The 12080-nt window shown below is 67.1% G+C and carries 14 protein-coding genes; 8 read left to right on the plus strand and 6 right to left on the minus strand.

Annotation, left to right across the window (positions count from 1 at the left end; translation table 11 throughout):
* Positions 1-17 precede the first annotated feature (17 nt).
* On the minus strand, positions 18-281 hold the full coding sequence (locus RVY76_RS00270; RefSeq protein WP_317374995.1) for a DUF1127 domain-containing protein: 264 nt from the start codon (positions 279-281) through the stop codon (positions 18-20).
* A 114-nt stretch (positions 282-395) separates the two neighbouring features.
* Between RVY76_RS00270 and RVY76_RS00275 the strand changes: the two genes are divergently transcribed.
* Entirely contained in the window at positions 396-1277 is an 882-nt protein-coding gene (locus tag RVY76_RS00275; RefSeq protein WP_317374996.1) for a LysR family transcriptional regulator, read from the plus strand.
* A gap of 3 nt (positions 1278-1280) precedes the next feature.
* Here RVY76_RS00275 and RVY76_RS00280 read toward each other — a convergent pair whose 3' ends face one another.
* Positions 1281-2243, minus strand: coding sequence for an NADPH:quinone oxidoreductase family protein (locus RVY76_RS00280; protein ID WP_317376683.1), 963 nt, complete (start codon positions 2241-2243; stop codon positions 1281-1283).
* A 172-nt stretch (positions 2244-2415) separates the two neighbouring features.
* Here RVY76_RS00280 and RVY76_RS00285 point away from each other — a divergent pair, with 172 nt between their 5' ends.
* The 7 genes from RVY76_RS00285 (at position 2416) to modC (ending at position 8218) form a co-directional block, all read left to right on the plus strand.
* Positions 2416-2790 (plus strand): helix-turn-helix transcriptional regulator, encoded by a 375-nt coding sequence (locus tag RVY76_RS00285; RefSeq protein WP_317374997.1) that lies wholly within the window; start codon positions 2416-2418, stop codon positions 2788-2790.
* Between the two features lie 63 nt (positions 2791-2853).
* Positions 2854-3654: an inositol monophosphatase family protein gene (locus tag RVY76_RS00290; RefSeq protein ID WP_317374999.1), complete on the plus strand. Its 801-nt coding sequence runs from the start codon at positions 2854-2856 to the stop codon at positions 3652-3654.
* On the plus strand, positions 3651-4994 hold the full coding sequence (locus RVY76_RS00295) for an 8-oxoguanine deaminase (RefSeq protein ID WP_317375001.1): 1344 nt from the start codon (positions 3651-3653) through the stop codon (positions 4992-4994). Before RVY76_RS00290 ends, RVY76_RS00295 begins: the two co-directional genes overlap by 4 nt.
* 83 nt (positions 4995-5077) lie before the next feature.
* Positions 5078-5545 carry a CAP domain-containing protein gene (locus RVY76_RS00300; RefSeq protein WP_317375003.1) on the plus strand — a complete coding sequence of 156 codons (468 nt, stop codon included), beginning with the start codon at positions 5078-5080 and terminating at the stop codon, positions 5543-5545.
* Positions 5546-5653: 108 nt separating this feature from the next.
* Positions 5654-6427, plus strand: coding sequence for a molybdate ABC transporter substrate-binding protein (modA, locus tag RVY76_RS00305; RefSeq protein WP_317375004.1), 774 nt, complete (start codon positions 5654-5656; stop codon positions 6425-6427).
* Between the two features lie 4 nt (positions 6428-6431).
* Positions 6432-7127, plus strand: a complete 696-nt coding sequence (gene modB, locus RVY76_RS00310) for a molybdate ABC transporter permease subunit (protein WP_317375006.1) — start codon at positions 6432-6434, stop codon at positions 7125-7127.
* On the plus strand, positions 7127-8218 hold the full coding sequence (gene modC / locus RVY76_RS00315; protein WP_317375008.1) for a molybdenum ABC transporter ATP-binding protein: 1092 nt from the start codon (positions 7127-7129) through the stop codon (positions 8216-8218). The genes modB and modC overlap by 1 nt, the downstream gene beginning before the upstream one ends.
* A gap of 6 nt (positions 8219-8224) precedes the next feature.
* Here the strand turns inward: modC and RVY76_RS00320 are convergent, their stop codons facing one another.
* The 4 genes from RVY76_RS00320 to RVY76_RS00335 are packed head-to-tail and all read right to left on the minus strand — an operon-like array spanning position 8225 to position 12060.
* On the minus strand, positions 8225-9013 hold the full coding sequence (locus RVY76_RS00320; RefSeq protein WP_317375010.1) for an ABC transporter permease subunit: 789 nt from the start codon (positions 9011-9013) through the stop codon (positions 8225-8227).
* A complete protein-coding gene (locus RVY76_RS00325) occupies positions 9010-9873 on the minus strand; it encodes an ABC transporter permease subunit (RefSeq protein ID WP_317375012.1) in 864 nt (287 codons plus the stop codon). The genes RVY76_RS00320 and RVY76_RS00325 overlap by 4 nt, the downstream gene beginning before the upstream one ends.
* Positions 9870-10970 (minus strand): ABC transporter ATP-binding protein, encoded by a 1101-nt coding sequence (locus tag RVY76_RS00330; protein ID WP_317375013.1) that lies wholly within the window; start codon positions 10968-10970, stop codon positions 9870-9872. Before RVY76_RS00330 ends, RVY76_RS00325 begins: the two co-directional genes overlap by 4 nt.
* 7 nt (positions 10971-10977) lie before the next feature.
* The gene (locus RVY76_RS00335; RefSeq protein WP_317375014.1) at positions 10978-12060 is read right to left on the minus strand and encodes a polyamine ABC transporter substrate-binding protein; all 1083 of its coding nucleotides are present in this window, start codon (positions 12058-12060) and stop codon (positions 10978-10980) included.
* Positions 12061-12080 lie beyond the last annotated feature (20 nt).

The following is a 12080-nucleotide window of genomic DNA, read 5'->3' on the forward strand; positions in this document are numbered from 1 at the left end:
GGGCATAATATTTGCGGTCATCCACCGCAGTTCAAGGACTTTCGGACCTGCTGACGCGATTGTTGGTTGGGACGGTGCCAATGCGCGGGCGCATCCCACGGGACGCGCGCGGCCTCTGCCGCTGCCTCGGGGCGCGCAAGGCCGACATCGTCGAGAAGATGGTCGTCGAGCCGCGCGAGGTCGTGGCGCTGTCGAGCGAGTGCACGCATCTCTTCAAACCGGCGGAGCAGGGACGGTCCGATGCGGTGAAGGTGCAGGAGGCGCAACAGATGCGACGACATCTTTCAATTCCTTTTACGATGGATGGGCGGCAAACAATCACGCTTGCGAATATCTCCCAGCTCTCATAATTTCGAAAACGAATATTTCTGACGTTTGGCATAAGGATCGGTGATATGGCGCGAAATCTCGACCTGACCGCGCTCCGTTCCCTCGTGACGGTGGCCGAGGTGGGTGGCGTCACGCGGGCGGCGGGTCATCTGAACCTGACGCAATCGGCCGTCTCGATGCAGCTCAAGCGTCTGGAAGAGACACTGGGCCTGTCGCTGATCGATCGGTCCGCGCGCAGCGTGCAGCTTACCCCAACGGGCGAACAGCTTCTCTCCTATGCGCGGCGGATGCTGGTCCTGAACGACGAGGCCATCGCCCGCCTGACCGATGACGGCTACGAGGGCGAGATCGTACTCGGCGCGCCCCATGACATCCTTTATCCAGCGATCCCGCCCGTGCTTGCGGGGTTCGCTCAACTCTATCCCCGGCTGAGGGTCAGGCTCCTGTCGCTGCCGACGCGGACACTCAAGCAGATGTTCGCCAACGGCGAATGCGACGCGATCCTGACCACCGAGGACGCGCTGGGCGAGGGGGGCGAAACTCTGCTGACGCTTCCGCTCGTCTGGGCGGGGGCGATCGGCGGGGTCGCGCACCGGCTGAGGCCGCTGCCGTTCGCCTTCTGCCGCAACTGCATCTTCAGCCCGGTCGCGCGCAGCGTGCTCGACGCGGCGGGGATCGAATGGGTCTCGATGGTCGATTCGGCCTCGGACCGCGCGTCGGAGGTATCGGTGATGGCCGATCTCGCGGTCTACGTCATTCTCGACCAGACCCTGCCTGCGGGCGTCTCGCGCGTTCCGGCCGGGGCAGGGTTGCCATCCCTTCCTGACCAGAACATCAATCTCTACCGCTCGGGTGCGCTTCGGCCCGAAGTGTCGGACGCACTGGCGGGGCTCCTGCGCGACAGCTATGCGCGGCTCGGCGCGCCGGTGCGCATGGCCGCGGAATAGCTGTCAGCCCATCGTGATGACGATCTTGCCCGTCGATCCGCGCCCCGCCATGAGGTCGAGCCCCTCGGCCACCCGGTCGAGCGGCAGCCGGTGGCCGATATGCGGGTGCAGACGCCCCTCCGCATACCAGGCCAGCAGCGCGTCGAGCGATGCCGCAACCTGCGCGGGCGCGAAGGCCATGTATCCGCCCCAGTAGACGCCCAGCACGCTCACGTTCTTGACGAGCAGGTGATTGGCGGCAAGGTTCGGAACATCGCCGCTGGCAAAGCCTACGAGGACCACCCGCGCTTCGGGTCTCAGCGCGCGCATCGCGGTCTCGGAGGCGCTTCCGCCGACCGGATCCAAGAGAACGTCCGCCCCGCCGAGCGCCTTGAGTGCGCCGCGCAGATCCGGGTCGCGCCCGTCGATCAGGTGATCGGCACCGGCAGCCTTCGCAACGGCGAGCCTGTCCGATCCACGGGCCACGGCCACGACCTCCGCCCCCATCAGCTTGCCGATCTCGACCGCGGCGAGGCCGACGCCGCCCGCGGCACCCAGCACGACGAGCCGCTCGCCCGCCGCGAGACGCGCCCGGTGCGACAGGGCCAGATGGGCGGTGCCGTGGGCGATCTGGATCGCGGCGGCATCCTCGAACGGCATCGTTTCGGGCAGGATCCGCGCCCGGGCCGCGTCGAACACGCCCCATTCGGCCAATCCGCCATGCCCGGCAAAGACCGCCACGCGTGCGCCCTGTGCCAGATCCCCCACACCGGATCCGACCGCGTCGATCGTCCCGGCGACCTCCATCCCGGGCGAGAAGGGCAGGGGTGGCGTATCCTGATACGTCCCCTTCAGCATCAGCAGATCCGCGAAATTAAGCGCGCAGGCCGCGATCCGAACGCGCACCTGACTCGGCCCGGGTTCGGGTCTGGGAACGTCCTCGACCGACGGCATCTGCGAGAAATCGGTGATTCTGAATGCTCTCATCATTGCCACTCTCCTTAAGGTTACGAGATGGTTAACGACTCGGCGAAAAAAAGATGCATAATATCAGCCAGATGATACGGCGATGCCCAAAACCTGTCCAATTGGTCAGGTTGCGCGGTGGGTTGTTTCCGCTGCATCACCTTCAACCATAGTGAGATAGGTGGTAGTGAAGATGAAGCATCCAGTAGATGTCCATGTCGGTAAGAGAATTCGTCAACGTCGCTGGATGTTGGGCATGACGCAGCAGCAGCTTGCGGAACGTGTCGGCATCAAGTTCCAGCAGATCCAGAAATACGAGACCGGGATGAACCGTGTCAGCGCCTCCCGCCTCTGGGATATCGCCGACGCGCTCGAGGTTTCGGTCGCATTCTTCTTCGAGGGTCTGTCCGAGGACGACGCCGATGCCGAGCAAGGTGGACGGGACCGCAACACCGACATTCTCTCCGACAAGGAAGCGCTCGAGCTCGTTCGGTCCTATTACGCGATCCCAGAGAACCAGCGTCGCCGCCTCTTCGAGCTTGCGCGCGTTCTGAGCGACGTCGCCTGAAAGCCTTGACCGGGCGGGGCGCAGGAGGATAGCCGGTCGGGCGACGTTTCGAACGGAGCCCACATGCCGATGCATTCCGCCGCCCTCCTCGACGATCTCCGCGAGACGGCGCTCGCGCTCGCGGATGCGGCGCGGCCCGAGACGCTGAGATATTTCCGTCAGCCTGCGCTTGCGGCCGAGAACAAGGCCGCCGGCGGTTTCGATCCGGTTACAGAAGGTGACCGTGCAGCCGAGCGCGCGATGCGCGAGGTCCTCGCGCGGCGGCGGCCCGACGACGGCATCATGGGCGAGGAATACGGCAATGTGCACGGCCGGAGCGGCCTGACCTGGGTGCTCGACCCGATCGACGGAACCCGGGCCTACATCTCCGGGACGCCGAGCTGGGGGGTCCTCGTCGCGGTTCGCGATGACGACGGTCCGATCATGGGTCTCGTCGACCAGCCCTATACGGGCGAGCGGTTCTTCGGCGGGCCGGGAGAGGCCTGGCTCGACAGCCCCGCGGGCCGGAGCATTCTCGCCACGCGCGGGACCGAGACGCTCGACCGCGCGATCCTCTTCACCACCTTCCCCGAGATCGGCACCGAGACGGAGCGCCACGCCTTCGAGGCCGTGCGCGACCGCGTGATGCTCACCCGCTACGGTCTCGATTGCTATGCCTACGGGCTTCTGGCACTGGGCCAGATCGACCTCGTGATCGAGGCGGGACTGAACGCCTACGACATCCAGGGGCCGATGGCCGTGGTCCAGGCAGCGGGCGGCGTCGTCACCGATTGGCACGGCGGCCCGGCCCATGACGGCGGCACCGTGCTGGCCGCTGCGAACACGGCGATCCACCGTGCCGCGCTGGAGGTATTGGTCCGATGACGGACCGGCATGTCTTGATTCGCGGGGCCGACCTCGTCCTGACGATGGACGACGACGGGTCCGAGCTTGCCGGTGCGGATCTCCGCCTTCGCGACGGAGTCGTGGCCGAGATCGGGCAGGACCTGACACCCGACGGGGCCGAGGCGCTCGACGCGCGGGGATGCCTCGTGACGCCCGGCCTCGTGAACACGCATCACCATCTCTTCCAGACGATGACGCGCGCGGTGCCCGGCGCGCAGGATGCGGCGCTCTTCGGGTGGCTCCAGACGCTCTATCCGATCTGGTCGCGGATGGGCCCCGAGCATATGCGCGTCTCGGCGCTGGCTGGGCTCGCCGAACTGGCGCTTTCGGGCTGCACGACCAGTTCCGACCACCTCTACCTGTTCCCGAACGGCGCGCGGCTCGACGACACGATCGAGGCGGCGACCGAGATCGGTCTGCGCTTCCATCCCACCCGCGGCGCGATGAGCATCGGAGAAAGCGCAGGCGGCCTGCCGCCCGATGCCCTTGTCGAGCGCGAGCAGGACATCCTCGAGGATTGCCTTCGCGTGATCGACGCCCATCACGATCCCGCTCCGGGTGCGATGGTCCGCGTGGGCGTGGCCCCCTGTTCGCCCTTCTCCGTCAGCCGCGAACTGATGCGCGACGCTGCGATCCTCGCGCGCGACAAGGGGGTGCGCCTCCATACCCATCTGGCCGAAAACGACGAGGACGTGGCCTACAGCCTCGAGCGGTTCGGCTGCCGCCCCGGACAATATGCCGAGGATCTGGGTTGGACCGGGCCGGATGTCTGGCACGCGCATTGCGTCAAGCTCGACCCGGACGAGATCGACCTCTTCGCGCGGTCGCTGACGGGCGTCGCGCATTGTCCCTGTTCGAACTGCCGTCTCGCCTCGGGGATCGCGCCGGTCCGCGCGATGCGCGAGGCAGGCGTGCGCGTGGGGCTCGGCGTCGACGGTTCCGCCAGCAGCGATCTCGGCAATCTCGTGGCCGAGGCGCGTCAGGCCATGCTGCTGCAGCGGGTGGCATCGGGCCCTGATGCCATGTCCGCGCGTGCGGCCTTGCGTCTTGCCACGCGTGGCGGCGCGGAGGTCCTGGGGCGTGACGATTGCGGATACCTCGCGCGGGGAATGCGCGCCGACATCGCGATCTGGGACATGCGCGGGGTCGAGGCCGCCGGATCGTGGGATCCGGCCGCGCTGCTGCTTGCCGGGCCGTCGCGGGTGCGCGACCTCTTCGTCGAAGGGCGTCGCATCGTCGATGACGGCCGGATCGCGACGCTCGATCTCGGTGCCGTGCTGGCGCGTCAGCGAAATCTCGCGCGATCTCTCGCCGGTTAAGGACGTCTTCATACCGGATGTGACAGAAGGGCGGTGACGGGCCGCGTTCCGGATCGCGGCCGACTTGCCAAGGATGCCGCCGGATGACGCACCGCATCGCCCTCGTCGTCATGCTTCTCGCGCTTGCGGGATGCGTCGTTGCCCCGGCCCACGTCCAGCTCGATCGTGCCAAGGTGGTGACGAGGGGCGCGATTCCGAAGGGAGGGCTGGATGTGAACGCCTATCGCCGGCAAGCCGGTCTTTCCCCGATCGCGCGATCCTCGCGTCTCGACGCAGCGGCGCGTCGGCATGCCAGCGACATGGCGCGGCGGGGGTTCTTTGCGCATCACGGCAGCGACGGATCGACCCATACGCTCAGGATCCGCGCGCAGGGCTGCGGCGGCGGGGCCGAGAACATCGCCGAAGGCCCCTACGATGCGCGGTCGGTCATGTCCGCCTGGATGGGCTCGGCGGGTCATCGCCGCAACATCCTCCTGCCCGCCGTGACGCATTACGGCCTCGCCAATGTCGGCGACAAATGGGTGATGACGCTGTCGCGCGATTGCCCCTGAAGGGCGGTCCTCCGCACCGGCGCGACGTGTCGCGCGAAGACGGCGCTTGATCCCGAAGGCCTGCCTCGCGATACCTCCGGCGGAAGTCCCCAGTCCGGAGAGCACCGCATGCCCGTCAGCCGTCCCCGCGTTGCCGCGATCGCCTGTATCTGCGCCGCGCTGGGAATCTCGGCGGCCTTGGCCGACGAAGTGACGGTCTTCGCCGCGGCAAGCCTGACCAACGCGATGGAAGAGATCGAGCCCCGGTTCGAGGAGGCGACCGGCCACGATCTCGTCGTTTCGCTTGCCGGATCGTCGGCGCTGGCGCGTCAGATCCTCGCGGGCGCACCGGCTGACGTGTTCATCTCGGCAAATGCGCTCTGGATGGACGAAGTGGAGAAGGCGGGACTGGTGGCGGAAGGAACGCGCACGGACCTCCTCGGCAATTCCATCGTCCTCGTCGCGCATGGCGAGGGGGCATCGAAGGTCGATCTCGGTCCCGGAACGGATCTCGCCGGTCTTCTCGGCGACGGGTATCTCGCCATGGCGCTCGTCGATGCGGTGCCCGCAGGCATCTACGGCCGTGCCGCGCTCGAGGATCTCGGGCTCTGGGACGATGTCGAGACGCGCGTCGCCCAATCCGACAACGTCCGCACGGCGCTGCGTCTCGTCGCGACCGGAGAGGCCCCCTTCGGTATCGTCTATGCCACAGATGCGGCGGCCGAGAACGGCGTGAGCGTCGTGGGCACCTTCCCCGAGGGCACGCATCCGCCGATCCTCTATCCCGTCGCCGGGATCGCCGGTCGCGAAAGCGCGGCCGCGACGGGCTTCCTCGATTTCCTGTCCGGTCCCGAGGCCCGCGCGGCCTTCGAGCGGCAGGGCTTCGTCGTCCTCGGGGAATGACGGCATGACCGACTGGCTCGGCCCCGAGGAATGGCGCGCGGTCGCGCTGTCGCTGAAGGTGGCGTTCTGGGCGACGCTGGGGAGCCTGCCGTTCGGCATCCTCACGGCCTATGCACTGGCGCGGTGGAGCTTTCCGGGCAAGCAGCTGCTGAACGGGCTGGTCCATCTGCCGCTGGTGCTGCCGCCCGTGGTGACGGGCTATCTGCTGCTTCTGACCTTCGGTCGGACCGGATGGCTGGGCGGGTGGCTGGCCGAGATCGGCATCGTCTTTGCCTTCCGCTGGACGGGCGCGGCACTCGCCGCCGCGATCATGGCGTTCCCGCTCATGGTGCGGGCCATCCGCTTGTCGATCGAGGCGGTGGACGCCAAGCTCGAACAGGCGGGCGCGACGCTCGGGGCGTCGCCCGCCTGGGTCTTCGCGACGCTGACGCTGCCTCTCGTCCTGCCGGGGATCGTGGCGGGCGCGATCCTGGCATTCGCCAAGGCCATGGGCGAATTTGGCGCGACGATCACCTTCGTGTCGAACATCCCCGGCGAGACGCGCACCATCCCGACCGCGATCTATGCCTTCCTGCAGGTACCGGGCGGCGAGGGGTCTGCCCTGCGGCTGGTGGTCGTGTCGGTCGTCGTGGCGATGGGCGCACTCTTTCTCTCCGAGCTCGTCGGCCGGCGCATAGCAGACCGGATCGGCGGGCGCTGATGCTCGAGATCCGCCTGCGCCACGCCTTTTCGGACTTCACGCTCGACGTCGATTTCGCATCCGGCCCCGGCGTCACCGTGCTCTTCGGGCGGTCGGGGTCGGGCAAGACGACGATCGCGCAGGCGCTCGCGGGGCTTCTGACACCGGACGAGGGGCGGATCGCCATCGGCGGCGAGACGTTGCTCGATACCGCGAAGGGGATTCGCCTGGCCCCCCATCGCCGCAGGATCGGCTATGTCTTTCAGGAGGCGCGCCTTTTCCCGCACCTGACCGTCTCGCAGAACCTGCGCTTCGGCGCGTGGTTCGCCCCGAAGAACGCACCCCGCGAGGAAATGGGCCGCGTGGTCGAGATGCTCGGGATCGGGCATCTGCTGACCCGGCGGCCGGGCGCGCTGTCGGGCGGCGAGAAGAGCCGAGTCTCCCTCGGGCGGGCGCTCCTCTCGGCACCGCGCGTCATTCTCGCGGACGAGCCGCTCGCCGCCCTCGACGACGCCCGCAAGGCCGAGATCCTGCCCTATTTCGAGCGTCTTCGCGACGAGGCGCGCGTGCCGATCCTCTATGTCAGCCATTCCGCCTCCGAGGTCGCGCGGCTCGCCACGACGGTGGTGGCGCTGCGGGACGGCCGCGTGATCGAACACGGAACGCCGGGCGAGGTCCTGTCCAATCCTGGCGTGCTGCCGAATGGCCCGCGCGAGGTCGGATCCATCGTCAGGGCACGGATCGTCGCCCATCATGACGATGGCCTGACCGAGCTCGACGCCTCGGGCATCGCGCTTTTCCTGCCGCGTGTCGACCACCCGACGGGCACATGGCTGCGCGTCCGCATCGCCGCGCATGACGTCATCCTGTCGCGCCATCGCCTGAGCGGGATCTCGGCGCTCAACGTGTTCGAGGGCCGGGTGGAGGAGATCCGGATCGGCGACGGGCCCGGCGCGCTCGTCGTGCTCGTAACGGCGGCGGGGCGGATCCTCGCCCGGATCACCCAACGCTCTGTGCGGGCGCTGGACCTCGCCCCCGGCATCGTCGCCCATGCCGCGGTCAAGAGCGTCGCGGTCGCCTCGGCCGATATCGGGTTCGACGGGCGGGGCTGACGAACCTTACCGCTTGGCGCTCTGCCAGGCGGCGATGCCCACCGCGACCGAGACGATCAGGATGACGATCGTGGCGAGGGCATTGACCTCGGGGCTGACGCCGAGCCGCACTTTCGAAAAGATGACCATCGGCAGGGTCGAGGCCCCGGGGCCCGACACGAAGCTCGCGATCACGACGTCGTCGAGCGACAGCGTGAAGGCCAGAAGCCATGCCGAGATCAGCGCGGGCGCGAGGCCCGGCAGCGTCACGTCGAGGAAGACCCTGAGCGGCCGCGCCCCGAGATCGGCCGCCGCCTCCTCCTGCGCGCGGTCGAGCGTGCCCATCCGCGCCTGGATCACCACAGTCGCGAAGGCCGCGCCGAACGTGGCATGTGCGATGACGATGGTGGTAAAGCCGCGTCCCGCCGGCCAGCCGACGAGGTTCTCCATCCCCACGAAAAGCAGCAGCAGAGACAGCCCAATGATGACTTCCGGCATGACGAGCGGCGCGGTCGCCATGCCGCCGAGTAGGAACCGCCCACGGAACCGCCCGTGCCGCGTCAGCGCGAAAGAGGCGAGCAGCCCCACGATCGTCGCGATGGTCGCCGCCGCGACCCCCAGCTGAAGCGAGATCCACGCCGCATCGAGGATCTGCGGATCCTCGAGCAGCGCGCCGTACCAGCGGGTCGAGAAGCCGCTCCAGACCGTGACGAGCCGGCTTTCGTTGAAGCTGTAGATCACGAGGCTCAGGATCGGCGCATAGAGGAACAGAAAGCCGAGCGTCGTGATCGCGAGAAGGACGGGAGAGCGTTTCATTCGACCTCGCGCGCCTGCGTCCTGCGCAGGATCGCGATGGGCAGGGCGAGGACGACCACCATGACGATCGCGACCGAAGCGGCGACCGGCCAGTCGCGGTTGAGGAAGAATTCGTTCCAGAGGACAGAGCCGATCATCAGCGTGTCGGGTCCGCCAAGAAGCGCCGGGATCACGTATTCGCCGAGCGCGGGGATGAAGACCAGCATGCATCCCGCGACGATCCCCGGAAGCGAGAGCGGTAGCGTCACGGTGAGAAAGGAGGTGAAGGGCCGCGCGCCCAGATCGGCCGAGGCCTCGAGCAGCGCCGTGTCGAGCCGCGAGAGCGAGGCATAGAGCGGCAAGATCATGAAGGGCAGATAGGTATAGACGATCCCGAGATAGACCGCGAAATCCGTGGGGATCAGGACGAGCGGCGCGTCGATCAGCCCGGTCCAGAGCAGGAAGCCGTTGAGCGTGCCGTTGCCCTTGAGAAGGCCGATCCACGCATAGACGCGCAATAGGAACGACGTCCAGAACGGCAGGATGACGAGCGTCAGCAGAAGGTTTCGCCGCGAAACCGGCGCGCGCGCGATGACGTAGGCCATCGGATAGCCGACGAGCAGCGTGATGAGCGTCGAGATGCCCGCGATTCTGGCCGAGCTGAGATAGGAGAGCAGGTAGAGCGGATCCTCCCACAGGAAGATGTAATTCCCGAGGTTGAGCGTCGCCGTGAGGATGCCGTCGGCCCAGTCGAAAAGCGGCAGATAGGGCGGCTGCGCGATTGCGGGTTCCGAGACCGAGATCTTCACCAGAACGAGCAACGGCACGAGAAAGAAGAGGCCGAGCCAAACCAGCGGAATCGCCGCGACGAGCCGCCTCATGCCGGGACGACCACGTTCGCCGACCCGCTCCAGCCCATTGCGACGGGATCGCCGACCGAAAGCGCATCGGTTTCGCGGCGAAACCTGTTGGCGCGAGTCACGCGGATGCGTTTGCCCGATGGAAGTGCCACGTGAAAGATCGACAGGTTGCCGTTATAGACGATCTCCTCGATCCGGCCCGTGACACCGTTGTCGTGATCGTCGGCCAGCACGCGCGCGATCTCGATCTTTTCCGGGCGGATCGCGACCGCGACGGATTGCCCGAGGGAGCCGGTGATCGCGTGGCTCACGCGGATGTCGCCGCCCATCTCGGGGCAGGCGATGCGGGCATGGGTCGCCGCATCCTCGACGATGGTGCCCTCGAAGATGTTCACGGTTCCGATGAAGCCCGCGACGAAGCGGCTTCGCGGGTATTCGTAGATTTCGTGCGGGGTGCCGACCTGCACGATGCGTCCGTCGCGCATCACGCCAAGGCGGTCGCCGAGGGTCATCGCCTCTTCCTGGTCGTGGGTGACGACGACGAAGGTGATGCCGAGGCTCTCGCGGATGCGCACGAGTTCGAGCTGCGTCTCCTCCCTCAGCTTGCGGTCCAGCGCGCCCAGGGGCTCGTCGAGCAGCAGGAGCTTCGGGCGACGGGCGAGGGCGCGCGCGAGCGCCACCCGCTGACGCTGGCCGCCAGAAAGCTGGTCGGGCTTGCGGTGGCCCAGATGCGAAAGCTGCACGAGGTCCAGCATCTCGGCGACGCGCGCCTTCACCTCGCTGCGCGGCAGCCCCGCGCGGTTGAGGCCGTAGGCCACGTTCCGCTCCACGCTCATATGCGGGAAAAGCGCGTAGGACTGGAACATCATGTTGGTGTCGCGGGCATGGGGTGGCACGTCCGCCATGTCCCGGCCATCGATCTCGATCCTGCCCGCGCTCGGCCGTTCGAACCCCGCGAGCATCCGCAGGAGGGTCGACTTGCCGCTGCCGGATCCGCCCAGAAGGCAGAAGAGTTCGCCGCCGCGGATGTCGAGCGAGACATCCTCGACGGCGCCGACGGTGCCGAAGCGCTTGCTCACCCCCGCGATGCGGAGGAGCGGCGGCGTGCTTTCGGCCATCGCGGCTTCAGCGACCGGTCTTGAGGCTGGTCCAGGCGCGGGTCAGCGACCGGTCGTAGCGCGCCGATTTCGGAACGGCCGAGAACATCTTCTGGAGCGTCGCCTCGGGCGGATAGATGCCGGGATCCTCGCGCACCTCGTCCGAGACGAGCGGCGTCGCCTCGCGGTTGGCATTGGCGTAATAGACCGCGTCCGAGATCGCGGCGGTCACCTGCGGCTGGAGGAAATAATCGATGAAGGCATAGGCCGCATCGGGGTTCGGCGCATCGGCGGGGATCACCATCATGTCGAAGCCCAGCTGACCGCCCTCGGCGGGGATGACATATCGGATATCGACGCCGTTACCGGCCTCGGACGCGCGATCCTTGGCCTGAAGGATGTCGCCGGAATACCCGACGGCGAGGCAGATGTCGCCATTGGCCAGATCATTGATATATTGGGAGGAATGGAAGTACCGGATATGCGGGCGGATGCCTTGCAGAAGCTCCATCGCCCGGTCCAGATCGGCGGTATCCTCGGAATTGGGATCGAGTTCGAGGTAGTTGAGCGCGGCCCCCACGATCTCCGACGGGCTGTCGAGGAGCGCAATCCCGCAATCCTCGAGCGCGGCGGCATTCTCGGGGTCGAAGATCAGCGACCAGCTGTCGAGATCCGCATCGGGCAGACGTTCGGTCACCATGTCGACGTTGTAGCCGGGACCGACCGAATACATCATGTAGGGGATGCCGTAGGTGTTGTCGGGGTCGTTGCCCGACACGATGCGCAGGATCTCGGGATCGAGATTGCCGTAATTCCCGATGCGCTCCTTGTCGATCTCCTGAAAGACGCCGGCCTGTGCCTGTCGCGCCATGAATTCGAGCGAGGGCACCACGAGGTCGTAGCCCGTATTGCCGGTCAGCATCCGCGCCTCGACGACCTCGTTGGAATCGAAGACGTCGTAATTGACGTCGATCCCGGTCTCGGATTCGAAGTTCGGGATCGTGTCCTCGGCGATGTAGTCCGACCAGTTGTAGAAGTTGAGCGTATCCTGAGCATGGGCCGCGAGCGGAGCTGCGAGAACCAGTAGGGCCGTGGAGATCGTCCGGGTCATTGGGGATGTCCTTGCGTGAA

The sequence above is a fragment of the Palleronia sp. LCG004 genome (assembly GCF_032931615.1).
Taxonomy (GTDB): Bacteria; Pseudomonadota; Alphaproteobacteria; order Rhodobacterales; family Rhodobacteraceae; genus Palleronia.